General features: G+C 42.8%; 30 protein-coding genes. 13 read left to right on the top strand and 17 right to left on the bottom strand.

Going from position 1 to position 24,792, the window contains the following annotated elements; translation table 11 throughout:
- The first annotated feature begins 37 nt into the window (after positions 1-37).
- Together gloA and BM293_RS07740 are read left to right on the top strand one after the other, a co-directional pair.
- On the top strand, positions 38-433 hold the full coding sequence (gene gloA / locus BM293_RS07745) for a lactoylglutathione lyase (RefSeq protein WP_093448184.1): 396 nt from the start codon (positions 38-40) through the stop codon (positions 431-433).
- Between the two features lie 52 nt (positions 434-485).
- Positions 486-797 carry a pyrimidine/purine nucleoside phosphorylase gene (locus BM293_RS07740; protein ID WP_093448182.1) on the top strand — a complete coding sequence of 104 codons (312 nt, stop codon included), beginning with the start codon at positions 486-488 and terminating at the stop codon, positions 795-797.
- A 14-nt stretch (positions 798-811) separates the two neighbouring features.
- Here the strand turns inward: BM293_RS07740 and trpS are convergent, their stop codons facing one another.
- Genes trpS through exbB form a run of 4 tightly spaced genes read right to left on the bottom strand, consistent with a single transcriptional unit; the run spans position 812 to position 3,532 of the window.
- Positions 812-1,816 (bottom strand): tryptophan--tRNA ligase, encoded by a 1,005-nt coding sequence (gene trpS, locus BM293_RS07735; protein ID WP_093448181.1) that lies wholly within the window; start codon positions 1,814-1,816, stop codon positions 812-814.
- 37 nt (positions 1,817-1,853) lie between these two features.
- Positions 1,854-2,690 (bottom strand): energy transducer TonB, encoded by an 837-nt coding sequence (locus BM293_RS07730; protein ID WP_093448179.1) that lies wholly within the window; start codon positions 2,688-2,690, stop codon positions 1,854-1,856.
- Entirely contained in the window at positions 2,690-3,073 is a 384-nt protein-coding gene (locus BM293_RS07725) for a biopolymer transporter ExbD (protein ID WP_093448177.1), read from the bottom strand. The genes BM293_RS07730 and BM293_RS07725 overlap by 1 nt, the downstream gene beginning before the upstream one ends.
- 3 nt (positions 3,074-3,076) lie before the next feature.
- Positions 3,077-3,532 carry a TonB-system energizer ExbB gene (exbB, locus tag BM293_RS07720; protein WP_093448175.1) on the bottom strand — a complete coding sequence of 152 codons (456 nt, stop codon included), beginning with the start codon at positions 3,530-3,532 and terminating at the stop codon, positions 3,077-3,079.
- Between the two features lie 194 nt (positions 3,533-3,726).
- On the opposite strand from exbB, the gene BM293_RS07715 reads away from it, so the two are divergent.
- Positions 3,727-4,734, top strand: a complete 1,008-nt coding sequence (locus BM293_RS07715) for an MBL fold metallo-hydrolase (RefSeq protein ID WP_093448174.1) — start codon at positions 3,727-3,729, stop codon at positions 4,732-4,734.
- Positions 4,735-4,809: 75 nt separating this feature from the next.
- Here the strand turns inward: BM293_RS07715 and serB are convergent, their stop codons facing one another.
- Together serB and BM293_RS07705 are read right to left on the bottom strand one after the other, a co-directional pair.
- Positions 4,810-5,646, bottom strand: coding sequence for a phosphoserine phosphatase SerB (gene serB, locus BM293_RS07710; protein ID WP_093448172.1), 837 nt, complete (start codon positions 5,644-5,646; stop codon positions 4,810-4,812).
- 15 nt (positions 5,647-5,661) lie between these two features.
- Entirely contained in the window at positions 5,662-6,081 is a 420-nt protein-coding gene (locus BM293_RS07705) for an RDD family protein (protein WP_093448171.1), read from the bottom strand.
- Between the two features lie 63 nt (positions 6,082-6,144).
- Between BM293_RS07705 and BM293_RS07700 the strand changes: the two genes are divergently transcribed.
- The gene (locus BM293_RS07700) at positions 6,145-6,813 is read left to right on the top strand and encodes an energy-coupling factor ABC transporter permease (RefSeq protein ID WP_093448169.1); all 669 of its coding nucleotides are present in this window, start codon (positions 6,145-6,147) and stop codon (positions 6,811-6,813) included.
- A gap of 70 nt (positions 6,814-6,883) precedes the next feature.
- Here the strand turns inward: BM293_RS07700 and BM293_RS07695 are convergent, their stop codons facing one another.
- Positions 6,884-7,210: a hypothetical protein gene (locus tag BM293_RS07695; RefSeq protein ID WP_093448167.1), complete on the bottom strand. Its 327-nt coding sequence runs from the start codon at positions 7,208-7,210 to the stop codon at positions 6,884-6,886.
- Positions 7,211-7,531: 321 nt separating this feature from the next.
- Between BM293_RS07695 and guaB the strand changes: the two genes are divergently transcribed.
- The 7 genes from guaB (at position 7,532) to htpG (ending at position 16,657) form a co-directional block, all read left to right on the top strand.
- Positions 7,532-8,992, top strand: a complete 1,461-nt coding sequence (gene guaB, locus BM293_RS07690) for an IMP dehydrogenase (protein ID WP_093448165.1) — start codon at positions 7,532-7,534, stop codon at positions 8,990-8,992.
- 67 nt (positions 8,993-9,059) lie between these two features.
- The gene (gene guaA / locus BM293_RS07685; protein WP_093448164.1) at positions 9,060-10,640 is read left to right on the top strand and encodes a glutamine-hydrolyzing GMP synthase; all 1,581 of its coding nucleotides are present in this window, start codon (positions 9,060-9,062) and stop codon (positions 10,638-10,640) included.
- On the top strand, positions 10,631-11,164 hold the full coding sequence (gene tadA, locus BM293_RS07680; RefSeq protein WP_200770617.1) for a tRNA adenosine(34) deaminase TadA: 534 nt from the start codon (positions 10,631-10,633) through the stop codon (positions 11,162-11,164). Before guaA ends, tadA begins: the two co-directional genes overlap by 10 nt.
- Positions 11,165-11,192: 28 nt before the next feature.
- Positions 11,193-11,834, top strand: a complete 642-nt coding sequence (gene cheD / locus BM293_RS07675; RefSeq protein WP_234968942.1) for a chemoreceptor glutamine deamidase CheD — start codon at positions 11,193-11,195, stop codon at positions 11,832-11,834.
- Between the two features lie 45 nt (positions 11,835-11,879).
- A complete protein-coding gene (locus tag BM293_RS07670) occupies positions 11,880-13,997 on the top strand; it encodes a chemotaxis protein CheA (RefSeq protein WP_093448162.1) in 2,118 nt (705 codons plus the stop codon).
- Between the two features lie 13 nt (positions 13,998-14,010).
- Entirely contained in the window at positions 14,011-14,601 is a 591-nt protein-coding gene (locus tag BM293_RS07665; protein ID WP_093448160.1) for a hypothetical protein, read from the top strand.
- A 130-nt stretch (positions 14,602-14,731) separates the two neighbouring features.
- The gene (gene htpG / locus BM293_RS07660) at positions 14,732-16,657 is read left to right on the top strand and encodes a molecular chaperone HtpG (RefSeq protein ID WP_093448158.1); all 1,926 of its coding nucleotides are present in this window, start codon (positions 14,732-14,734) and stop codon (positions 16,655-16,657) included.
- A gap of 192 nt (positions 16,658-16,849) precedes the next feature.
- Here the strand turns inward: htpG and BM293_RS07655 are convergent, their stop codons facing one another.
- Genes BM293_RS07655 through BM293_RS07640 form a run of 4 tightly spaced genes read right to left on the bottom strand, consistent with a single transcriptional unit; the run spans position 16,850 to position 19,507 of the window.
- Positions 16,850-17,542, bottom strand: coding sequence for an FKBP-type peptidyl-prolyl cis-trans isomerase N-terminal domain-containing protein (locus BM293_RS07655; RefSeq protein WP_093448157.1), 693 nt, complete (start codon positions 17,540-17,542; stop codon positions 16,850-16,852).
- Positions 17,543-17,553: 11 nt separating this feature from the next.
- Positions 17,554-18,450, bottom strand: coding sequence for a hypothetical protein (locus BM293_RS07650; RefSeq protein ID WP_093448155.1), 897 nt, complete (start codon positions 18,448-18,450; stop codon positions 17,554-17,556).
- Between the two features lie 20 nt (positions 18,451-18,470).
- Positions 18,471-18,794 carry a hypothetical protein gene (locus BM293_RS07645; RefSeq protein ID WP_143607755.1) on the bottom strand — a complete coding sequence of 108 codons (324 nt, stop codon included), beginning with the start codon at positions 18,792-18,794 and terminating at the stop codon, positions 18,471-18,473.
- Between the two features lie 53 nt (positions 18,795-18,847).
- Positions 18,848-19,507, bottom strand: coding sequence for an RluA family pseudouridine synthase (locus BM293_RS07640; protein WP_093448152.1), 660 nt, complete (start codon positions 19,505-19,507; stop codon positions 18,848-18,850).
- Between the two features lie 122 nt (positions 19,508-19,629).
- Here BM293_RS07640 and BM293_RS07635 point away from each other — a divergent pair, with 122 nt between their 5' ends.
- Complete coding sequence (locus BM293_RS07635) at positions 19,630-20,121, top strand: low molecular weight protein-tyrosine-phosphatase (RefSeq protein WP_093448151.1); 492 nt, start codon at positions 19,630-19,632, stop codon at positions 20,119-20,121.
- A 79-nt stretch (positions 20,122-20,200) separates the two neighbouring features.
- Here BM293_RS07635 and hpf read toward each other — a convergent pair whose 3' ends face one another.
- The 6 genes from hpf to BM293_RS07605 all read right to left on the bottom strand — a co-directional run bounded on the left by hpf (position 20,201) and on the right by BM293_RS07605 (position 23,967).
- Positions 20,201-20,530, bottom strand: coding sequence for a ribosome hibernation-promoting factor, HPF/YfiA family (gene hpf / locus BM293_RS07630; RefSeq protein ID WP_093448149.1), 330 nt, complete (start codon positions 20,528-20,530; stop codon positions 20,201-20,203).
- Positions 20,531-20,618: 88 nt separating this feature from the next.
- Complete coding sequence (lptB, locus tag BM293_RS07625; protein WP_093448147.1) at positions 20,619-21,344, bottom strand: LPS export ABC transporter ATP-binding protein; 726 nt, start codon at positions 21,342-21,344, stop codon at positions 20,619-20,621.
- On the bottom strand, positions 21,344-21,826 hold the full coding sequence (gene lptA / locus BM293_RS07620; protein ID WP_234968941.1) for a lipopolysaccharide transport periplasmic protein LptA: 483 nt from the start codon (positions 21,824-21,826) through the stop codon (positions 21,344-21,346). The genes lptB and lptA overlap by 1 nt, the downstream gene beginning before the upstream one ends.
- A 34-nt stretch (positions 21,827-21,860) precedes the next feature.
- Complete coding sequence (gene lptC, locus BM293_RS07615; protein ID WP_143607753.1) at positions 21,861-22,457, bottom strand: LPS export ABC transporter periplasmic protein LptC; 597 nt, start codon at positions 22,455-22,457, stop codon at positions 21,861-21,863.
- Positions 22,438-22,959, bottom strand: a complete 522-nt coding sequence (locus BM293_RS07610; RefSeq protein ID WP_093448142.1) for a KdsC family phosphatase — start codon at positions 22,957-22,959, stop codon at positions 22,438-22,440. Before BM293_RS07610 ends, lptC begins: the two co-directional genes overlap by 20 nt.
- Positions 22,960-22,977: 18 nt before the next feature.
- The gene (locus tag BM293_RS07605; RefSeq protein ID WP_093448140.1) at positions 22,978-23,967 is read right to left on the bottom strand and encodes a calcium/sodium antiporter; all 990 of its coding nucleotides are present in this window, start codon (positions 23,965-23,967) and stop codon (positions 22,978-22,980) included.
- Between the two features lie 154 nt (positions 23,968-24,121).
- Between BM293_RS07605 and BM293_RS07600 the strand changes: the two genes are divergently transcribed.
- On the top strand, positions 24,122-24,754 hold the full coding sequence (locus tag BM293_RS07600; protein ID WP_093448139.1) for a hypothetical protein: 633 nt from the start codon (positions 24,122-24,124) through the stop codon (positions 24,752-24,754).
- The last annotated feature ends 38 nt before the right edge of the window (positions 24,755-24,792 follow it).

Genomic DNA, 24,792 nt, shown 5'->3' with positions numbered 1-24,792 from the left:
TAGACTAAATTTAATTATCAACCCAGGAGGATTACAGATGCGAATGTTGCATACTATGTTACGAGTCGGTGATTTACAACGCTCAATTGATTTTTATACCCAAGTAATGGGGATGTCGTTGTTGCGACAAAAGGACTATCCAAAAGGCGAGTTTACCCTCGCATTTTTAGGTTATGGCGACGAATCAGACCACACGGTATTAGAATTAACCTATAACTGGGGTGTCAGTGAATATGAAATGGGCACCGCTTATGGTCATATTGCGCTAGAAGTACCGGATGTCTATGAAGCGGCCGCCACGGCCAAAGCGAAGGGTGCTAAAATTCTGCGCGAGGCCGGTCCCATGAATGCCGGCACAACGATTATTGCGTTTATTGAAGATCCTGACGGCTACCCGATTGAATTGATTGGTGCTGATCATGTTCGTACTTGAAATATCTAACTTTTAATTTTTTAACTGATAACCTTTTAACAAGGAAAACTGAATGAGTCAATTTGATAATGTCACCGTAATTAAAGCCGCCAATATTTATTTTGATGGCAAGGTAACCAGTCGTGTTGTTAAATTTGCGGATGGTTCGCGCAAAACCCTAGGGATTATGATGCCGGGTGACTATGAGTTTGGTACGGATGAAGATGAGTTAATGGAAATTATGGCGGGTGAAGTCGAGGTGTTGTTGCCTGGGTCAAGTGCTTGGCAGACGATCAAAGCCGGTGAGTCTTTTGAGGTGCCAGCCAATGCTAAGTTCGGAATTAAAGTAAAATCAGTCACCGATTACTGCTGTTCTTATTCTTAATGACATTTTTATGTTCAAGGCAAAACAAAGCCAATGGTTTGTTGAACATCGTGAAGCGTTTTTTGTGCTTGCGCGCGTGCGTTGTCTGCGCCTTGTTTTAAAATGGCGTTTAGTGCGGTTTCATCTTCGCGGATTTGGTGAAAACGCTGTTGAATCGGGGTAAGGTAATCGACGATCAGTTCACCAAGTTCAACTTTTAAATGGCCATACATTTTGCCTTCAAAGTGTTTAACCACCTGTTCAATTGTTTGGCCACTAATCACCGAATAGATGGTGAGTAGGTTTGACACTCCGGGTTTATTTTCAAGATCATATTCAATGACATCACCGGAGTCGGTGACTGCTTTTTTACATTTTTTTAGAATGGTCTTGGGATCGTCGAGCAGGGCAATAAAGTTATTTTTATTGTCGTCGGATTTCGACATTTTGCTGGTCGGGTCTTGTAAACTCATAATTCGGCCGCCTGAGGTTGCTGGCGCAATAAAGGGTTCGGGCACTTTAAAAATGTCTCGACCAAAACGGTTATTGTAGCGATGGGCGAGGTCACGCGTGAGTTCTAAATGCTGTTTTTGATCGGCACCGACGGGTACCAGTTCCGTTTGATAAAGCAGAATATCAGCCGCCATGAGTACAGGATAATTAAATAACCCCGCATTAATATTGTGTTCGTGTTTTTGTGATTTATCTTTAAATTGCGTCATGCGATTGAGTTCACCCATATAGGTTGCGCAATTCAGAATCCAGGCAAGTTCAGCGTGCTCCGGTACTTGTGATTGAATAAATACGGTACTTTTTTGCGGGTCGATGCCAGAGGCGAGGTACAGTGCTACAAAGTCAAGGCTACGTTTAATGAGGTCTTGTGGATTTTGCTCGACAGTAATAGCGTGCATATTGACCAGTGAAAACAGGCATTGATAGTCATCTTGTAGCTTCACCCAATTTTTTATTGAGCCAATGTAATTGCCAATCATCAAATCGCCGGATGGCTGAATGCCGCTAAACAATATCGGTTTACTCATGCTGTTCTCGAAGTTTTATAATCTAAAGTTCGATATTTTAGCGCAATTTGTATTCAATCGGTACGCTGTGTGTCCAGCGATCGCGTGTTATTTCAGGCGGAAAAGCCATAAAACGTCGTTGCATTCGGTCGATAAAAATACTCATGGCGGCATCATCTAAAATCCGACGACCCGATGAATCGATGATTTCGATGTCGATCATCCGCCCATCAGGCAGTAGGGTGAAGGTTACGGTGACTTGGCCTTCCAAGCGACGGCGCTGCGCCATAAGCGGGTAGCTTTCTTGCGCATGACGAATGAGCGTGTTGCTGAGTTCGTTTAGATAACGTTGTTCAACCGCTTCAATTTGTTGTTGGCTTATTTGTGGTTCTTGAATGATCGGTTCGGAGACCTGTTCGACAATAGGCTGCTCTTGGATGGCTTCCTGCACAGGCTCAGGCTCCGGAATCGGTTCAGGCTCTGGAATTGGCTCAGGCTCTGGCATTGGTTCAGGCTCTGGCATCGGCTCAGGTTCTGGCATCGGTTCAGGCTCTGGCATTGGCTCAGGCTCTGGCATTGGCTCAGGTTCTGGCATTGGCTCAGGTTCTGGCATTGGCTCAGGTTCTGGCATTGGCTCAGGTTCTGGCATTGGCTCAGGTTCTGGAATTGGCTCAGGTTCTGGAATTGGCTCAGGTTCTGGAATTGGCTCAGGTTCTGGCATCGGCTCAGGTTCTGGCGGCGGCGCGAACATGGCTAGGGTAACGGGCACAGCGCGTTCTGGCGTGGCGGGTGGCTCAGCGGGTCTTTGCCAAAACCAAGCGGCTAGCGCAATGGCGATAGAGAAATAAATAGTGAATGCAAGGATAAATCCTTTGCCGGAGTCCGAGCGCAACATTAGCTTTTGCGTTCCGTCAGAATGGTGATATTGTCATGTTGATATTTTTTAACAATATCCATCAAAGTAACAAAAAAATGAAACTCAACAGCCTGGTCAACGCGAAGTTGAATAAGGGTATTGCGATCTAATTGTGCCATTTTTTGGTTTAATCCATCCGTTTGAATCGGTTCACCGTCCCAATAAAGTTGGCCGCTATTATCAAGCGATAGATTTAATTTTTCGCGGTCTTCAGGATTAAAACTGGCGGTATTTTCAGTTTGTGGCAATTTAATATCGATTTTGTCATGCACAATAAACGAAGCCGTTAACAGTACAATCGCCAGTAAAACCAACATCACATCAATCAGCGGGATGACATTCATCGAATCAAAGCGTTTCATGGCTTAATCCTTGTTTAGTGTCTGGGCTTGAGGTGATAGGTCCTGATAAACACGGTATTTGGCTTGCAGTTCTTCGACTTTACGCAGCAGGCCGTTATAAAACATCAAAGCGGGAATGGCCACGGCGATACCGGCAGCGGTCAATTTTAACGCCAGCGCCAAGCCCGTCATTATAACAGAGGTTTCTAGGCTGTCATTCATCCCAATTTCATAAAAGGTAATAAGGATGCCAATGACCGTGCCTAATAGACCAACATAGGGCGCATTGGCACCAATGGTCGAAAGGGTGGTCAGGTTTTTAGTAATGTCGATATTGAGCAGTTCAATATGCGCATAGCTTTCAATGTTGATGCGTTTAAATAAAAACAAACGTTCAAAGGTAATCCAAAGCGCGATAAACATCATCAAACCAAGAATCGTAAAAAAGGTAAGGTCGAGGTAAAGGTGAATATTGTTCATAAATACTTTGCTTTAATGGGTTAGTTTTTGAAATAGTATGACGATGAATTTTTTCGATGTCAAACGATAATGAAAATTATTATTAAATTTTGTTTAGGTTTTACCGTGAAAATTGTGCCTTGGTTTTTTGTAATTAACTAAGGTAAACTTAACCTGTTAACCTTTAAATATAAGCATTTAAAAGAGGATGTGAAATGAAGACGAATATGAAGCGTCGTGATCTATTTAAGTCAGCTATGGGTATTGGTGCCGGTCTAGCCAGTTTTTCAGTACTTAAACCCCTTTATGCAGGCGATAATTGGGAGGTTCGTGGCCCAGATGTCCCTGATGTTCCTATCACCAAGGTTAATGAGCGTTGCTATTATTTTTTAGCCGTTGACCCTGAGCCGAGCCCGGCTAATTATGGTTTTTTTAGCAATCCAGGCTTTGTTGTGACCTCTGAAGGGGTATTGGTTGTGGATACGGGTGGTTCAGTTCAGATTGGTGAAATGTTGATCCGTCAAATTAAAACGGTGACCGATAAGCCTGTTACCAAAATTATTAACACACATATTCATGGCGACCATTGGTTAGGCAATCATGCCTTTGTTGACGCCTACCCTGATGTAGAAATTTATTCGCATCCGAATGTGATTAATCAAGTTAAAGCTGGGGCAGGTGCTGTATGGACCGGTTTCATGAGCCGTAATACCAATGATGCTACCGCTGGTACGGTTGTTACACCGCCTACTAAAACCTTGGAAGGTAGTGAAACTATTCAGATGGGCGATACTACCATTAAGATCCACTTTATGGGGCATGTTCATACCGATTCGGATTTAGCTGTGGAAGTCGTTGAAGAAAAAACCTTGTTTATTGGTGATATGGCGATGCGGCGTGTGGCTAATATTTCTGATGGTACTTTCTTAGGTACTATCGAAGCAATGAAACAAATGGAAGCAATGGATATTGATGTGTTTATCCCGGGTCATGGTGATCATGAAGGTAAAGATTTGCCCCGTTTACAGCGTGAATTCTTTGAGGTTATCTATTCAGAAATTGAAAAATACTATGATGAAGGTTTGTCGGACTTTGAGATACGTCCAAAACTAGACGAGCATCCATTTATGGTTAATGAAGCTAAAAACTGGCCGGGCTATGACACGACCTTTGGTCGTTTTGTGAGTGAGGCCTATCAGGAGTTTGAAGCTAATCTGTTTTAATGCTTAACGCCAGGATTATCTTAAGCAATAAAAAAGCGGGATATGCCCGCTTTTTTATTGCCAATATATAGTAGGTTATTCAAGTAAATCTAGCATGGCATCTAGTCCACTATAATTTAGCACACAGTTAGCCTTGGCCTGAACAGTAGGCTTGGCACGGAACGCGACACTCAGGCCTGCTGCTTGCATCATTAATAAATCATTAGCACCATCACCAATCGCAATCACCTGCTCAGGTGTGATAGCGAGTTTTTGACATAGTTCATGTAAAAAATCAGCTTTAGCTTGCGCACCGATAATGGAGCCGATGACTGAGCCGGTTAATACACCTTGCTCTATGGCGAGCTTATTGGCGCGACTAAAATCAAGTTCTAAGCGTTTTTGCAGTCTTGAGGTGAAAACATCAAAGCCGCCTGATACGAGTGCAAATTTAATGTCACGGCTTTTTAAGCCTGTTATCCAAGCTTCTGCTCCCGGGTTTAAGGTTAGTCGTTGATTGTAAACACGGTCGAGTGCCTGCTCATCAAGCCCTGATAAGAGTGCAACACGCTGCGTTAGCGACTGTTCAAAGTTCAGTTCGCCACGCATTGCGGCTTCTGTAATAGCGGCTACCTGAGGTTTGATGTTGAACATATCGGCAATTTCATCAATACATTCAATGCCAATAAGCGTTGAATCCATATCGCTAATAACCAGTTTAGTTGCGTTAGGGTTAAACGCTGTTGGTAAGATATTGATATCCAGCTGTAAGCTGTTTCGAAGCTTGATGAGTTGTTCTTGGTTGACCTCAGAGTCGGTTGCTATTCGCCAATGGTTGTTTTTTTGAACGGGTTCCCCAAAGGAATCGATTAAGGTGGTTTGTTGTGTTTCAGTAAGTCGAGGTGTGTGAATGACAAGCGTGTTTTGTGTCATGGGGAATCCTGGTATTTAGTTCTGTGGGGTGTTTTTAACGGCAATGATTTGTGTGTGTGACATCATGTCGTGAAGACTTTGATGGCGGTTGTTAAATAATACCCAGAGCCAACCTAGTCCAAGTGTGGCAACAGAAATTAAGCTGAATAAAAATCTGACATAGGAATCTCGGCGGGTCAGGATGTATCCATCTGTTCTAATTAACTGTAACCGCCAGGTTCGAAGTCCGGGGGTTTGTCCGGTTTGTAACCAAAAGTAACTTAGATAAATATAGGTGGTGCCTATTAAATAGACTTGGAATGCAAACAAGGTTGCGGGACTGGTTTGGATGTTTTCTCCTTGCCACAATACAAATGGGATGGCAACAAAAAACCAAACAGCTAGAAGCAGTAAAAGATCATACAAAAGCGCAAAAATAATTTTTGTTTTATGCATCTTAACAAGCCTGTTTATAAAAGCGTTATTATACGGATAAGAATATAGATATAAAGGACAGCTATGAATTTAACGGACGGTTTGCTTGGAAATGGATGGGCAATCTTTGGTGCAGTGGCTTTCATACTTATGCTGGGGTGGGCCGTCTTTACCGCGCCTTGGGCGAAGATAAAAGGCGATGTTGCTGCCCAAAGTGTATTTTTAGGTGCAGTGCTCGTAATTGTTGTGTTGTGGCAGCTAAGCGCAAGTATTAACCCGGGTATCAGTTTTCATTTTTTATTGATGACGGTATTTACCCTAATGTTTGGGCCGCAGTTTGCCATTCTAGCGATGACTTTGGCACTACTGGTACTAACCTTTAACGGCGATGCAGGTTGGACGATGTTTGGCCTTAATGCACTTATTATGGGTTGGATACCTATTATGATTACCTGGTGGTTGTATAAATTGGCATATCGATTTTTGGATCGAAACTTTTTCGTTTATATATTTTTGAATGGTTTTTTAGCAGGTGGTGTGGGCGCACTGGTTGCGTTAGTTGTGGCGGGGTTGATTTTATTGTTTGGGGGTGCGTACAGCGCTGATTATCTTGCTTACAACTTCTTTCCGTTTATCCCATTAGTTGCTGCACCGGAAGCTTTTTTAAATGGGTTTATCATGGCTGCGCTGGTGGTGATGAAGCCAGAGTGGGTGGCTACTTTTAGTGATGTAGATTACTTAAAGGGTAAGTGACAAAATTTAATTAAGTGGCGAGGATAAAAAAGCCAGCATGAGCTGGCTTTTGTTTGATTAATTGTGCAAATTAATCTCGGTCACTGTACCAACCAGGACGAAGATCCGCAGCATACTTAGATTGTGCAATCTGTGCATTAGCTGATTTAACTGCTTCTTTTGCAAGGCGAATGGACTCTTGACGCGCTTTTTCTGCTTCTGCTAGGTAATGATCAACATAAGGCAATCTCATGTTACGTTGTTGCCATACGTTACCAAGCTCGTGTGATTTAGCTTGTTTTTCTTTTGCTTCCGCAACAAGCGCTGCATAATTGTCTGTAGGCATAGCTTGGTTGTGATTACAGGCTGCCAAAGATAGGGTTGCAAGAACCGTTGCACCAACTAGTATTTTTTTCATGAACTCCTCCAAAGGTATTGAGCTTTTATTTTATTTGTCTTTAGACGTTTAAGATTGTAATAGAATCAACCAAAAAGCAAAAGTACGAAGCAACATTTTTTGTTATTTTCGTAACAAGCTATAAGTTATTCAGTTTACCCCATGGCTGTCAAACTTTATAATAGACTAAATTCTAGAGATATGTGACTTAAAATAGTGGTCTGATATGTTTTATTGTTGCTAAAGTGTTGAAAATAAAGGCGCTGTGAAGGTTTTAGGTATGAAAACTGACTTAGCAATGAAAAATCTAATCGACCCATAAATATTTACAAGGTGGTAAAAGTGAGAGTTTTACAAGAAGCGTTAACCTTCGATGATGTGTTATTAGTGCCAGCCCACTCCACGGTGCTACCTAAGGATGTGTCTTTAAAAACACAGTTAACGCGCAACATTAGTTTGAATATTCCCTTTGTTTCCTCTGCAATGGATACTGTTACTGAAGCACGTTTGGCGATTTCGTTAGCGCAGGAAGGGGGTATAGGTATCATTCATAAGAATATGACTATTGACGAGCAGGCGGCTGAAGTTAGTAAAGTCAAAAAGTATGAACACGGCGTCATTCTTGACCCAATTTGTGTCGAAGTAACCGCGACGGTGGCAGATGTGGTTAGAATTACTGAAGAAAATAATATTTCTAGCGTCCCAGTTATGGATCAAGGTCGTCTGGTAGGTTTGGTCACGGGACGAGATTTGAGATTTTTGACTGATTATAGTTTGCCGATTCATACTGTGATGACCCCTAAAGACAAGTTGGTTACCGTGCCAGAGAAGTTCGATCGTGAAAAGGTACTCGATTTGCTTCACGAGCATCGAATAGAACGTGTATTGGTGGTGAATGATAATTTTGACTTGAAGGGGATGATCACAGTTATTGACATCCTAAAGTCTGATGAACACCCATTAGCGACCAAGGATTCCAATGGACGCCTGGTGGTTGGGGCGGCAGTGGGTACAGGAGCCGATACAGAAGAACGGGTTAGCGCACTTATTAAAGCGGGTGTGGATGTGATCGTAGTCGACACCGCTCATGGTCATTCGCAGGGCGTATTGGATCGTGTGGCTTGGGTTAAGCAAATGTTTCCTGAAGTGGATGTAATCGGTGGCAATATTGCGACTGCTGAAGCAGCATTGGACTTAGTTAAAGCCGGTGCGGATGCGGTGAAGGTTGGTATCGGTCCAGGTTCGATTTGTACTACACGTATTGTGGCTGGCGTGGGTGTACCACAAATTTCAGCAATTTCAAATGTTGCCAAAGCATTACAGGGCAGTGGCGTGCCACTTATTGCAGACGGTGGCATTCGCTTTTCTGGCGACGTGGCAAAAGCCTTAGTTGCGGGCGCATCTGCTATTATGTTAGGTAGTATGTTTGCGGGCACAGAAGAGTCGCCAGGTGAGGTGGAGTATTTTCAAGGTCGAGCATACAAAGCCTACCGTGGTATGGGTTCACTGGGCGCCATGTCTCAGAAACAGGGTTCAAGTGATCGCTATTTTCAGTCATCCAATGCGGAAGATAAGTTAGTGCCAGAGGGTATCGAGGGTCGTGTACCTTACAAAGGGCCCTTGTCACCTATTATTCATCAGCTAGTTGGTGGTGTCCGTTCAAGCATGGGTTATACAGGGTGCAAAGATATCAAAGAAATGAACGAGAAGCCTTGGTTTGTGAGAGTAACCAATGCGGGAATGGTCGAAAGTCATGTGCATGATGTTATGATCACTAAAGAAGCACCTAACTACCGTGTCTAATCACACGCTTTAATAGTCGATTTGATGTTCTATCAGTTCGGCGTTACTTTTTATATTTGGAAGACCTATGACGCAGCACTCTATTCATGACCACCGTATTCTTATTCTTGATTTTGGTTCGCAATATACCCAGTTGATTGCACGACGCATTCGTGAAATTGGGGTTTATTGTGAGATTGAACCCTGGGATGTCGATCCGCAGTTTATTCAGGATTTTGGTGCTAAGGGCATTATTTTATCTGGCGGTCCAGAAACGGTAATTGGCGATGATGCGCCAAAAGCACCAGGCCTGGTATTTGAACTAGGTGTGCCTGTATTGGGTATTTGTTATGGCATGCAAACCATGGCGCAGCAGTTGGGTGGTCAGGTAATTAATGCCGCGGAACATGAATACGGTTATGCTCAAGTGCGTGCGCATGGTCACACCAAATTGTTTCTTGATATCGAAGATCATGTTAATGCCCAAGGTCATGGTTTGTTAGATGTTTGGATGTCACATGGCGATCGTGTTGACCAAATACCGGAAGGCTTTAAATTAATGGCCAGCACTGAGAGTTGTCCTGTCGCGGGCATGGCCGATGAAGCGAGACGTTTTTATGGCATTCAGTTTCATCCTGAAGTGACCCACACCAAGCAAGGCTTGCGGATTCTAGAGCGCTTTGTGTCACAGATTTGTGGGTGTGAAAAGCTTTGGACTACTGCCAATATTGTTGAAGACTCGATTGAGCGCATTCGTGAACAGGTCGGTAGCGATGAAGTGTTGCTTGGTTTGTCAGGCGGGGTAGATTCTTCAGTGGTGGCGGCTTTGTTGCACAAGGCGATTGGTGATCAGCTAACCTGTGTATTTGTTGACCATGGTTTATTGCGTCACCAAGAAGGTGATCAGGTGATGGCGATGTTTGCACAAAACATGGGGGTCAAAGTGATCCGAGTCGATGCCGAACAACGTTTTATGGACAAACTGGCTGGTGAGGCCGACCCAGAAAAGAAACGCAAAATTATTGGTCATACCTTTATTGAAGTGTTTGATGAAGAGTCATCAAAGTTAATCAATGTTAAGTGGTTGGCGCAGGGCACAATTTATCCTGATGTGATTGAGTCGGCAGGTTCTAAAACCGGCAAGGCGAAGGTTATTAAATCGCACCACAATGTCGGTGGCTTACCGGAAGATATGGAGCTTAAACTGCTGGAACCCTTGCGAGAGTTGTTTAAGGATGAGGTGCGTAAGCTAGGTGTGGAATTAGGCTTGCCCGCCGATATGGTTTATCGTCATCCTTTCCCAGGACCAGGCCTGGGGGTGCGTATTTTGGGTGAAGTGAAAAAAGAATACGCCGATATTTTGCGTCTGGCTGACCATATTTTTATCGAAGAACTGCGTAAAGCTGATTTGTACAACAAAACCTCACAAGCCTTTACCGTGTTTTTGCCGGTCAAGTCGGTCGGTGTTGTAGGTGATGCGCGTCGTTATGATTATGTGGTCAGTTTGCGTGCAGTTGAAACCATTGACTTTATGACCGCACGTTGGGCGCACTTGCCCTATGACTTTCTTGAAAAAGTGTCGAATCGGATTATAAATGAAATCCCGCGTATCTCGCGGGTGACCTATGATATTTCCAGCAAACCACCTGCTACGATTGAATGGGAGTAGAGTTTTACAATCCGCAGGATCTGGTGGGGCTTGTCTGTCCACCAGGCCTGGTTCAGGCAGAGCAGGATGTGTTTTGGATGCAGCAAGCTTTGGCGCTGGCCGATTATGCGCAACAACAGGGCGAAGTGCCTGTTGGTGCGTTGGTTGTGCTGGAACAGCAGTGTGTAGGCGTGGGTTTCAATCAGTCTATTTTGACTCATGACCCTACTGCGCATGCTGAAATCATGGCGTTGCGTCACGCAGGAATAACCTTACAAAATTATCGATTACCTGGTGTTTCTTTTTATGTCACGCTTGAACCTTGTGCTATGTGTGCAACAGCCATGGTGCATGCCAGAATCGCCCGCTTGGTTTATGGCGCAACGGATCCTAAATCGGGTGCGGTCGGCTCACGAATTAACTTAGCCGCAAGTGATTTTCTTAATCATCAATATCAAGTGGTCAATGGCGTTTGTGCAGAGCAGGCCTCCGCGCTGCTGTCTAATTTTTTTAAGCAACGCCGTGCAGCTAAGAAGTTAAAATAATAGCTAATTGTTGGTTAAATATACTAGAATGAATAAAAGGTTAATTTGTTATTCTAGTTTTAAAGAATCACTTGAGATTAAAAAAGAAACTATGCAAAAAAGTATCGATCCTGCAGAAGGGATTGCAACAGTCAAAATTTTGCCTGGCGAGTTTTATGTTACTCAGCAGCAAGAAAGAATAGAGACGGTACTAGGATCATGTATCGCGGCTTGCGTTCATGATCCCGTTGCTAAACTCGGTGGTATGAACCACTTTATGTTACCAATGGACAAATCTTCTGCAAGTCGTGATTTTGAACTCTCAGATGCCAACAGATATGGCAACTATGCTATGGAAAACATGGTAAATAGCTTGTTGCGTGCAGGCGCTAAGCGTGACCGCTTAGAATTCAAGGTATTTGGTGGCGGTCGTATAATGAGCTCTATGACCAATATTGGTTGGTATAACATAGGTTTTGTATTTGACTACATTTATACTGAGGGGTTTAAAGTTATTTCTCAGGATATAGGTGATGTTTTTCCTCGCAAGGTAATCTTCTATCCCTTTGATGGGCGAGCTCGGGTTCGCAGGCTAAATGCTATGCATAATGAGTCGCTATGTGAGCAAGAAAATCAGTATGTTAGAACAATCGATAAAAAGCCGGTGGAAGGTGATGTTGAGCTGTTTTAATGGTTATTTTAAAGACGTGATTACAAAAATTACAGGGTGCATGCCATGGATATGATGGAAGTGTTTCGCCAAACCTACTTGGAAGAAAGTTTTGAGGGTCTGCAGGTTATGGAAGCAGGGCTGCTGGAGTTGCCAGAAGGCACGCCAGATGCTGAAAAAATAAACGAAATTTTTCGTGCTGCTCATTCTATCAAGGGCGGAAGTGGCACCTTTGGTTTCTCTGAAATAGCCGGCTTTACTCATGTCCTAGAAACCTTGCTAGATGAAATGCGTGATTTTAAGCGTGATGTTACCCAACATTCAATTCGAGTCATGCTTGATGCAGTTGATGTGCTTCGCGATATGCTGACTAAGTTGCAAGATCATGAACCAATTGACCAAGAGCGCTCAGATAGTGTTCAAGCTCAAATGGAAAAACTTTTAGCAGGTGATGTGGCCGAAGTGACGACTAGCGCATCTCAGCCCGAATCTACTGAAGCGGATGAGAGTAACAATGATGAGGATAATAACGCTTGGCATATTATGTTACATCCAGAGCGTCATCTACTTCAAACGGGTAACGAACCGTTGCGCATCTTTAGGGAATTACAGACATTGGGTCATCTTGATGTTTCCGCTGAAATTGAAGAAATGGTAGGTTGGGAAAGTTTTAACCCAGAAGAGTTGTATTTAAAGTGGAATCTCATGTTGTCTGGCGATGTATCTGAGGATGATATCAGTGAGGTTTTTGAGTGGATTGATGGTGACGGCGCCCACATTCAAGTTTTGCCTGTTAAAGCGGCAGGTTTAGCCTCAGGTTCTGAGCAGACAGTGAGTGTTCAAGATACTGTAGCAGTACCACCTGCTAAAGCAGCTTCTGGCGAGGCTGATACAAACCCCGTAATACCTGAAAAGAAACCCATTACTAAAGCAAATGCGGCTCAACCGAAAAAAACAGCGCAGGCAGATGGTTCTATTCGAGTTAATTTGAATAAGATTGACCAGATGGTTAACTTAGTTGGAGAGCTGGTTATTACCCAGTCAATGCTGAGTCAATTTGGCGAACAGGCTGAGCAGGAACCTGATTCGACTGAATGGATTGACAAGCTTAAAGAAGGCTTATCTCACCTTGAGAGACATACGCGTGAGTTGCAGGAAAGTGTCATGAACATACGCATGCTGCCGGTGAGTTTTGCGTTTAACCGCATGCCGCGTATCGTTCATGATGTGAGCCAAAAGCTAGGTAAGTCGATCGAGTTAGTCATGGAGGGTGAGAACACTGAGCTTGATAAAACGATGCTTGAGCAACTGACCGATCCACTGGTCCATATTGTGCGTAATTCTATTGATCATGGCATTGAGTCACCAGAAAAACGCCTTGCCGCAGGTAAGCCAGAAAAGGGTACTGTGAAGATGGCTGCGTTTCACCAAGGCGGCAACATTGTCATTCAGATTACAGATGATGGTGCCGGAATAAATGCTGAACGAATCTATCAAAAAGCTATTGAAAAGGGGGTTGTCGATCCAGACAATCATTTAACCGAAGATGAAATCGTTGATTTAATTTTTCACCCCGGGTTTTCAACAGCTGAGGTTGTCAGTGATGTGTCGGGCCGCGGTGTGGGTATGGACGTAGTGCGTCGTAATATTCGAGGTTTAGGGGGTTCCGTTGAGGTTGAAACAACCGCAGGAAAGGGCAGTGTTTTTACAATACGTCTACCATTAACCCTGGCTATTCTGGATGGCCAATTAGCATCGGTTGGGTCGCAAACCTATGTATTCCCGTTAGTCTCTATTGTGGAGTCTATTCAGGTTGATCCTAAACTGGTTAAAGGAATTGCGGGCCAAACTGAGCTTTATAAGTTGCGTGATCAATATATTCCTGTCATTCGTTTGCACTCATTATTTGGTGTAGATCAAGCACAAACCGAGTTAAGTGAGGGCTTGCTTGTTGTCGTGGAAGAGGGCGGTAAACGTGCAGGATTATTTGTTGATGATTTAATGGGACAACAGCAAGTGGTTATAAAAAGCCTTGAAAATAATTTTATGAAAATTTTTGGCATCGCGGGTGCAACTATCCTAGGTGATGGTAAGGTCGCGCTCATTATAGATGTAGCAGGTGTTGTATCATCTCATAAAAGTGCTGCCAAAGATAAACTTGCTTCTGTTAAACGTGTTGCCTAAAAATGAGATAAGTATGAATAACGAAGTAAACTATCCTTTTGCGTTGGGCGCAAAGGAAGTACAAGAAACAATTTTGATTTTGAATTTGTCAATTGCACAGATTGAATTAACGATCACCGAAGGTGATCATTCAGTGAATGCGTTGATTGATACCTTTAGGTTCATGACGCAACATATTGAAGAAATTCAATCTGTTTCAGATATGTTGAAACCGGTATTAGAGTCGAATCCTCAATTTGCTGACCACCATGACCTTTTAGCTTCTCAAGCTGCTGAGTTGGCTGATAAGATGCAGCAGGCTATTATTGCCTTCCAATTCTACGATAAGCTGTCACAACGTTTGCAACATGTGTCTAAAGGATTAACCGGATTATCTGAAATTGTTTCGCATGAGATGCGCGTTAAAAATGAAGAAGAATGGCAGTCTTTCAAGGACTCTGTTCGTAAAGGCACCTCGATGCGTGAAGAAGAAGAATTGTTTGAGTTGATTTTTGACCAACATAAAACGACCCATGATGCCATTGCAATTATGCGTGAACGTATGACACAGCGTTTGGCTAGCAAGCAATCAGTGGCACCCGAGGATGATATCGAATTCTTTTAATTGTCGTCGTTAGTATTAAGTAGGCTAGAAAAGGTCACAATGTGGCCTTTTTTTAATTCTGCTATTGAAAATCACGATTTGAGCCTTATTAAAGTGGAACGATTTACTTAATTAACTTGGGGCAAAATACATGCAAAAAGAAACACATGTTTTTCAAACGGAAGTTAAGCAGCTACTTCAACTAATGATTCATGCACTATACAGCAATAAAGAAATTTTCCTGCGTGAGTTAGTGTCAAATGCGTCAGATGCCTTAGATAAGTTGCGTTTTGAAATGGTTTCGAATGATCAATTAAGTGAAGGGGAGTCAGCGCTCAAAATTCAGTTAGCCTTTGATGAAAAAGCAAAAACGATTACCCTAAGTGATAATGGTATTGGTATGACCCGTGATGAGGTCATCGAAAACATTGGTACTATCGCTAATTCTGGCACTAAAAAGTTTCTAGAAAAATTGACCGGCGATCAAGCGAAAGATAGTCATTTGATTGGTCAGTTTGGGGTGGGTTTTTATTCTGCTTTTATTGTCGCTGATCAAGTGACGTTAAGAACACGTAAAGCTGGTGTAGCAATAGATCAAGCCGTAGAGTGGCAGTCGAAAGGTGATGGTGAGTTTACGCTTGAAACAATTAGTAAACCAAATAAAGGTACCGAGATTGTATTGCATCTAAAAGATGGAATGGATGAGTTTTTATCATCTCACCGCCTTAAAAATATTATAACCACCTATTCGGACCATATTAGTTTTCCGATAGAGATGTTAGAAGAAAAGCCGATACCCCAAGAATCGGGTGAGCAAGAACAGGAAAGCAAAGAGGATAGCAAGTCTGATGCGCCACAAACTGAGATGGTTTGGACGCAGATAAATAAGGCCACTGCACTTTGGACTCAGGCTAAATCAGAGATTAGCGATGAAGACTATGCGAACTTTTATCAAACCTTATCCCATGATTTTGAAAAGCCGTTGGCAACTTTACATAACAAAGTAGAGGGAACCCTAGAGTATACCTCGCTGTTGTACATCCCAACCAAAGCGCCATTTGATCTTTATGATCGTGATCGACGTTATGGGCTTAAGCTCTATGTAAAACGCGTATTTATAATGGATGATGCTGAGCATTTAATGCCAAATTATCTTCGTTTTGTACGTGGTGTCATTGATTCGAATGATCTGCCATTAAACGTTTCTCGTGAAATTTTGCAGAGCAATCATGTGGTTGATAAGATTCGTTCAGCATCGGTTAAACGCATATTAGACCATTTGATTAAATTATCAAAAAATGATGATGCAAGCATTTACCAAGGCTTTTGGGATACCTTCGGTCAAGTCATCAAGGAAGGCATAATTGAAGATTATGCTAACCGTGAAAAATTGGCCGGTCTGATGCGTTTTAGTTCAACACATAACCAGGATGCGAAGCAGACGGTAAGCCTTGCTGATTATCAAGCGCGAATGAGTGAAGGGCAAGAAAGTATTTATTATTTGATTGCAGACAGCTATGCAGCCGCTTTAGGAAGCCCGCACCTAGAGGGTTTGCGTAAAAAAGGTATTGAAGTACTACTTCTAACAGATCGCATTGATGAGTGGTTAGTTGCGCATCTCACTGAGTTTGAAGGCAAAGCACTTAAATCGATTAACCAAGGTGATATTGCTGAATTAGCGGATGAAGATGAAGCGGTTACTGAGGAAGAGCAACAGGCGCGTACAAGTCTTGTAGAAAAGCTCCAAGATGCATTAGGGGATAAGGTTGCTGATGTTAAAATAACCCACCGTTTAACCGATTCACCAGCGTGTATAGTGGCTCAAGAAGGTGCCATGACGCCTCACATGATTCGCTTAATGGAGCAGATGGGGCAAGCATTGCCCAAAAGTGCACCGATATTGGAGGTGAACTCAGAGCACCCAGTACTGAAAAAAGTAGCGGCTCTTACAGAGCAAACAAGTGTTGAACCCTGGGCATTGTTCTTGTTAGAGCAAGCCCAACTTGCAGATGGCGATACCCTTGCAGAGCCAGCAGCATTTATTAAGCGTGTTAACCAATTACTGACCTCAAACTAATTGGTGTTTGGTCGAAAATGTGGTGAAAAAATGAATTAACAAACGTTAATATTAGTAAAGCTTGATATTGGGAGTTTTTTAAACTAACATTGAAATCGTTGTTTACAACAACTCCTCTTAAAGAGCTTTAATTGTCTTTATGGCAAAGCCCAAGTTGACCGACTTGGGTTTTTTTTTGCCGAGCAATTTTATTTAATCTGCTGCAGTAGTAATGAAATGAATTTCAAAGATAAGTGTTTCATTGGGTCCGATCATATTGCCAGCCCCCTGTAAGCCATAAGCTAGCTGGCTTGGTATAAACACCTGCCATTTTGCGCCAGGTTGCATCAATTGAATAATTTCCTGCCATCCAGGGATAACATTAGCCAATGAAAATTGAATAGGCGTACCCCGGTTAAAAGAACTGTCAAATTCAGTGCCATCTATTAGTTCACCTCTATAGTGAGCAATGATGACATCATCTTTAGTTGGTTTAGGGCCTTCGCCTTGCTCAATAATGCGATATTGCAAGCCACTATCAAGCGTAACAACGCCTTCTTTTTTGGCGTTTTCGGCTAAAAAAGCTTCACCCTTGGCAAGGTTTTCTTCGGCCAAGGCCTGTAACTCTGAGTTACGGCTTATTTCAAGTTCATCTTGAAATCGCGTGAGCGCAGATTGCATTTGCTCAGGAGTCAGTTTAAGTGCTTGTCCAGTAAGGCTATCTCGCAATCCAGTTAAAAAAGCGTCTGTGTCTAAGTTAATGCCCTGTGCTTGTAAATTGTTGGCTAAATCGACACCAACGGCATAGCTTGCTTGCTCTGAAGTTGTAGTAAGTGAGCTGGCGTGACCACTGGATAGGCCCAGGCTAATGAAAGCAGTAATAAGCAGTTTAGTTTTAACACGCATGAAAATTTTCCTTATGGGTTAAATTGCTGTGGATTGCGATAAATATAATCTTTTCTGACGGGTGATTCAGACAAAACTTCATTTAATTGTTTAAAGTTTAAATTTATCCTCTCTTCAAGTTGATCTAGACGCTGGTGTATGTTGTTAATATTTTGAGTGTTTTGATTACCCAGCTCATTGAGTGCACCACTAAGCTGTCTCATCGCCGTTTGAATCTGTTCTAGTCGTTGTTGTTGTGCGTTAATTTGTCTGTTGATCGGACTCAGGTCGACTTCACTCGGCGCAGTCTTAACGCTAAGCTCTGACTGCATTGTTGTAATGGATTTGGAAACAAGGTCTATTGATTCGCTGAGTTGTGCATAATGTTGTTCAAAATAGGTGTGCAGTTGCTGTAAAGATTCGTCATGTTCTGCATAGTGAAGCGTCATTAAGCGGCTAAGTTGAGTAATTTGTGTTGCATTTTGATTATTCTGCGTTGATGTTTCAGTACTTAGTGATGCTTGATCTGGAATCGATGGTGTAGTTGGCATAGCCGCACTGCTTGGTAGGGCTTGCTGCTCAATGTGTTCTAGTTGCTGTGCTAGATAGTTTAATTGTATTTTTTGTTGCTGATTCTGCTGGTGTATTTGATAGGTTAGCCAACTAAATGCGCCAATTCCAATAATCAATGTCGCCAAGCCGATGACAAATAAACCAACGACCATCTTATTGCTTCTCTGGATGCTAGACTCAAGCTCTCGTTGTTGATGACGTTGTTGCTGTAGTTGTTCTTTAAAAGATTGTAGTTGTTCGGTTTGTTGCTCTGCTAGGTGGAGTGTAAACTCAGTCGCCTGTTGATTGGTTTTAATGCCATCCTGAAGCAATAGTGTTGTTTCGTTGTAAACCTGTGTTAAGTCAGGGTTATTCATGTATATCTACCTTGAACTAATTATTTTAGGGTTGACTGCCAGTTAGGTGCCGTTTTCTTACAAAGTTCCGAGAAGTGTTTTTGTTGTAATTGATGTTGATGTTGCATGTCGGCAAGCTTCTTGGATAAAAATGACACTTCGCTTTGGTCTGATGACATGTCAAGATTATGAGCATGTTCGTCGGTATATTGGCTTGATTCAAGATCTAATTCGATTGAATTGATGTCGTCTAACAAAGCATCTTCTATACTAAATATGTCATTATCAATCTCGTCAACAATGGATTCTACGGCTGCTTTTTCATCATCTGTATCAAACATGTCTAGGTAATCTTGATTTGTCATTGGCAAACACTCAATTGTACATTTTACTTTCTAATGATTGAATTAAATCATATTTAACTTGATATTGTTAAATTAAAGCTTGATGGGCAGGTTAATGCAACATTATTCAACGATTCTGGGTGGATAAAGTTGAGTTGGCTTGCATGAAGGCAAAGTCTATCAGCCTGCTGGCAGGCCGTCTGATCTGCATATAGGGTATCGCCCAAAATAGGGTGGCCTAGCATTTTCATGTGCAAGCGCAACTGATGAGAGCGTCCTGTAATGGGGTAAAGGTTAACTGCGCAGTAGTCTGGATGTTGTTTAGTAAGGTGCCAATATGTTTGAGCATGACGACCTTGTGTAAAGTCAATACATTGCCGAGGGCGGCTGTCCCAGTCACAACGCATAGGTAGTTGAATACGGCCTTGCTTTTGTAATAGCGTGCCAGCACACAGTGCATCATATGTTTTTTTGGTTTGGCGGTTTTGAAAAGCAATACTGAGGGCACGATGTGCTGCTTTGGTTTTGGCTAACAACAAAATACCCGACGTGTCCATATCCAGTCGATGTATTGTTAGCAACCCAGATTGATGGTTAGGGTAGTAATCTTGCACACAGGGGGTTGGGTTAGGCGGTTTACCAGGTACGGACAGAATGCCGCTAGGCTTGTTAATGGCTAATAGGGCATCATCTTCAAAAATGATCCAATCATTGAAAGGGGTAGATGAGGGCATAGTAGTTAGGTTATAGTTCAAAACAAATATTTTACCTGTTAGAAGGATTGTTGGCATCCTCGATAGTCAGCTTTCTATTATGCGGGTGGGCAATTTGATTATATGTATTGAATAGGTGAGTTATGGAACGAGATAAGTCAGTTGGTGTGTTATTTATTTGCATGGGTAATATTTGTCGTTCCCCTACGGCCCATGCTGTGTTTCGTAAGCTCGTAAATGAGGCTGGCTTAGCGGATAGAATTGTAATTGACTCAGCGGGTACGCATGCTTACCACATTGGCAACCCTCCTGATGAGCGCTCAATGGCAACGGCTGCAAAGCGGAGTATTCCAATGGCTGATCTGCGTGCGCGTAAAGTTGACTTTAGTGATTTTTATGAGTTCGACTACTTGTTAGTAATGGATGAGTATAATCACCAGCTTGTAACTGAATTGGGGCCGCGTGAAGAATTGCACCGAGTCAGCTATTTACTTGATTATGCACCTGAAGTCAGGCGAAAAGATGTGCCCGATCCTTATTATGGTGGTTCAAAAGGTTTCGAGCAGGTGTTTGATATGGTCGAAAAAGCGTGTCAAAATTTATTAGCTGAGATTAAACGGCGACAGGGCTGGTAATGTTTTCTTTAATTGCACCGCTGCTAAGAAAATAAGCAGCGGGTTCTATCTTTCATGCAATGCGGGTTTGAATGAAAGATTAAGCATCGATGGCCATGCTTTTAACACCACCCGATTTCTGATTGTGATCACTGATTTTTTCTTTGTGCTTAATGATTTGGCGATCTAGTTTGTCAATTAAGCCGTCAATCGACGCGTACATGTCTTGTGTTTCACTTTGTGCAAATAGATCTTGTCCTGATACATGAACAGTCGCTTCTGCTTTTTGGTTTTGTTTTTCAATCGTTAAAATTACGTGCACATTGGTAACATGGTCAAAATGACGTTCTAATTTTGCCATTTTTTCGTGGACATAGTCTCGTAACGCATCGGTTAGTTCTACATGGTGACCTGTGATATTGATTTGCATTCTGTAATCTCCTTATGCAAAGTTATTTTTATATATGGCCCAACACGAGTATAACACAAGGTAGGTTAGTACGAATCCAAACTAAGCGCTAGAGGCTAAAGTTGTCGCCCAGATATACTGCGCGAACATCTTGATTTTCTAATAGCTCGTGGGGCGCGCCTGAGGCGAGAATATGTCCTGCATGAAGAATGTAGGCGTAATCACAAACGCCAAGGGTTTCTCGCACATTGTGGTCGGTGATTAATATGCCAATATGTTTGTTTTTTAAGTGATTAATGATGGCTTGGATGTCCTTAACGGATATGGGGTCAACGCCGGCAAAAGGTTCATCAAGCAGGATGAATTTTGGCTCCATAGCCAGCGCTCGTGCAATTTCAACACGTCTGCGTTCGCCACCGGATAAGGCTTGGCCGAGTTGTTTTACAATGTGGTGAATATTAAGGTCGGTTAAAAGCTCGTTTAATTTAGTATTACGTTGCTCAGATGTAAGCTCTGGTCGCATTTCTAGAATGGCCATAATATTATCGTAGACAGTGAGTTTGCGAAAGATTGACGCTTCTTGGGGTAGGTAGCCAATACCGAGCCTAGCACGTTGATCAATCGAGAGATCACTGATGTCTTGATCATCAAGAAAAATATGTCCGGCATTATGGGGTACCAAGCCAGTCATCATGTAAAAGGTGGTGGTTTTTCCGGCACCATTTGGCCCTAACAACCCGACCACTTGACCACTTTGCACATCGAGATCGACCGACTCAACTACACGATATTTTTTATAGCTTTTTGCCAGGTTGCGAGCATAGAAATGTGCCATTAGTTTTGATTTCCAGGAGTGAAAATCATTTCTACGCGCCCTTGCTTTTCCGGTGTTTGGTCGGTGGCGTGTGTGTTACCACTGGCCTGCATTGTCATGGTGTTTAAATCGATTATTATTAGGCCTGCGCGAATGGATTGGCTACTATCTTGGTCAACAAAAGCATTGCCAATTAAATGTGCTATTTCTTGGTCAACGTAATAAACAATTTGTTCCGCTTGGCCTTTAATCTGCCCTTGATCGTTGTTTTGCATTTCAAATTGAGCCGGTTGTCCGTTGGTCACTAAGCGGTTGATAACTCGCTGCGGGTGAAAAACGACAAGATTTTCGCCGCGAATGGTTATATTACCGCGCTGCGCTAAAACCTCACCTTGGTAGTGGCTCTCTCCAATTTGGTCGAAGGCATCAAGTTGATTCGCTTCAATGGTAATTGGCTGTTGATTTGTGGACTGGGCGTATAAGGACGGTGCCAGAGTGATCAACAATATTAAGCCAAAAAATGTGGTGAGAAAATGTTTAAGGAGTCGAGTCATAATAAGTTATTACGTCATGTTTGAGGGTTAAATGGTCTTGTGTCAAATTATAAACATAATCTCTCCCTGTTTGGCGCAGAGTCGCATGGGTAAAGCTTACAGCCCCTTCACCATAAGCTTTATCAGTATCGCTGCTATAATATAACTCATCGCTGTTCATAATCCACGATTGCTCCATTTGTGCTGGATGATTGGTTAATTCAACCTGGTGAAGTAGCCGAAGTTGGTTATTTTTTAGTTTGCCTTCGCGCGCGCGCGCACTAATTATTTGCTCACCAAAGCGAATAAATAACGGATTGTTTAAATGCGTAGCTTGGTTTGAGTGATAGGTAAGAGGGCTGATAAGAAGCTGGCTTTGGTTGGGCTGTTTGTAGTCTATGCGCCAGGTTTGGCTAGATTGCAATGTCCATTGGTGATCTGCTGGAAGTGTCAGCGTTAACTCAGTGTAGGGTTGGTGGGTGTGCTGGGTATTGATTAAGAGGGTAAGCAGGCCTGCTAGTATTAAAGCCAGCAACACCATTAGGGTTTTGTTGGCTTTTTTTAGCGTGATAGCCCACATCTTAACGAAGATAGAAGTCAAGATGGGTTTGCCAGCGACCTTGAGCTTTTAAAATCATTTCAATCAGCTCACGAACAGCACCTTGTCCCCCAACTTTTTCACTGACAAAGTGAACACGATTAATCACTTCTGGGTCGGCATCTTTGGGGCAGCTAGCGAGGCCGACTCGGGTGAGAATAGGTAGGTCTAAAATATCATCTCCCATGTAGGCGATCTCGTCAGCGTGCAAGCCTTCGTCTTGTAACAGTTGCTCAAAAACAGGTAACTTGTCTGGCACGCCTTGAAATAGATATTTTACCTTTAGATCGGTCATGCGTTGCGTGACCAGTTGCGATTTGCGTCCGGTGATCACACCTAAATTCAGGCCGCTTTTGCGCCATAAAACCATGGCATGGCCGTCGCGAGTATAGAAGCTTTTGTACTCTACTCCGTTATCACCATAGAACAAGCGGTTGTCTGTTAGTACGCCATCGACATCTAGAATGAGTAGTTTTATTTTAGTGGCACGTGTGGCTAAGTCCATTAAGCTATTCTCTTAAATTTAGATCATTTTAATAGAATAGTATAACAGACCTAGGTAGCCAACAAACAGGGTAAGAAGGAGGCCGCCTTCAGCACGTGAAATAGCTGCGTTACCTTTACGAGGCAGGGCTACAAGCAACATGGCTACGGTAAAGAGAAGCATAATAGGGTAGTCGCGTTTGAGCACTTCAATATCAATCAGAGAGGGTGCTAGAATCGATGGAACGGCAAGTACGGCAAGGATATTAAATAAATTTGAGCCTAGAATGTTGCCTATCATTAAGTCCACTTCATTTTTTAGTGCGGCTGTTATGGCGGCAGCCAATTCAGGCAGGCTCGTGCCAATTGCAATGATAGTTAGACCGATAATCAGGTCGGGTACACCAAAAAACTCGGCAATTTCTACGGCCCCCCATACCATCATGCGTGCGCTGATAATCAAGAAAACAAGCCCTATACCAAGATACGCTAGTGCTTTGGCTCTACTTAACCTGGGAATTTCATTGAGTTCTTTATTGACGTCTTCTGATAGTGGGTCATTTGAACTAATATTGCGGTTGGTGTAAATCATCCAGCCCAAGATGGCGAATAAGGTGGTTAGCATTAGAATACCGTCCAGTACACTTAGCTTGTGATCCAAAATAAGTGCGAGCCCAAGGCCGGTAACAATCATTAGAATGGGAAACTCACGACGCAATAAGGACGATTTGACTACCAGGGGCGTGATCAGTGCCGTAATACCGAGTACAAGTCCAATATTGGTAATGTTGGAGCCAACTGCATTACCAATGGCAAGCCCTGGATTACCTTCTAATGACGCAATAATGGCGACTATGATTTCTGGACTTGATGTGCCAAACCCAATAATAATGACGCCTATAATCAACGGTGAAATATTGTATCTGAGTGCAATATTTGCCGCGCCGTCAATAAAGTAATTTGCACTAAAAACAAGTATCGCAAGACCCAAAACAAGTAACAATGATGGAAGCATGAGAGAAGCAATCATTTGGCGTTATAATCCTGATCTTTTAAAAAGCTAGATGCTGTTTTTTCCTGATATTGACTGCTATTATACTTGGATTGCATCATCCCTATAAGTTTTTTTTATGGCAATATATTGAGTAATCTTAATCATTTATTAAGAAGGTAGGTCAAATAGTATGGCTCGATTAAAAAGTATGTCGGTCGGTTTCGATAATTGGCAGTCAGAAGTGTTAAAAGGACAATTTTATCCGGATGACCTGCCTGAAGAATGGTGTGCTGATTACTATTTCAATTACTTCCGCGTCGCTATGGCTACTCAGGGGGATTGGATGAAATGGGATAAAGCTGTTTTGACCATGCTAGATGAGGCAATGTTTGCTGAGAATATGTTGTACCTGCGGTGGCAGGCCTGGTGCCCTGACTCGGCGCGGCAGTTTGAACGCTTGTCTGATCATTTGGGTGATAGGCTGGGTGTGCTGTTGCTAGAAGGATGGACACAGGAATGCTTTGAAAATCATGCTGACCTATGGGAATCTTCGCCGTCTAACCCAACCCTGTTACAGCCAACGGATCAGTCATGGGTGTTATCTGGGTGGCAATGGGACTATAATAATCAAAGGTTTTCTGGCCAGCCTTTGGCGATACTTAATGATTTACCAGAAAATATTAAACAGCAGCGTCAATTGATTGATGTTTTAAAAGCCAGTCTGCCAAATACGACGGCGATGCCTGTATTTGTTGATCCCAGTCAGGTTAGTGTCAAACAGTTAACGGACCTAGCTAGTTTGATTGAGTTACTTGGCTACTAGTCGCACCTAGCGTTCACATTACAACTGAAATAAAGAAA

This window comes from Thiomicrospira sp. ALE5, assembly GCF_900112445.1.
Lineage (GTDB): Bacteria > Pseudomonadota > Gammaproteobacteria > Thiomicrospirales > Thiomicrospiraceae > Thiomicrospira.
This window is presented reverse-complemented; position numbering and strand designations above follow the sequence as displayed.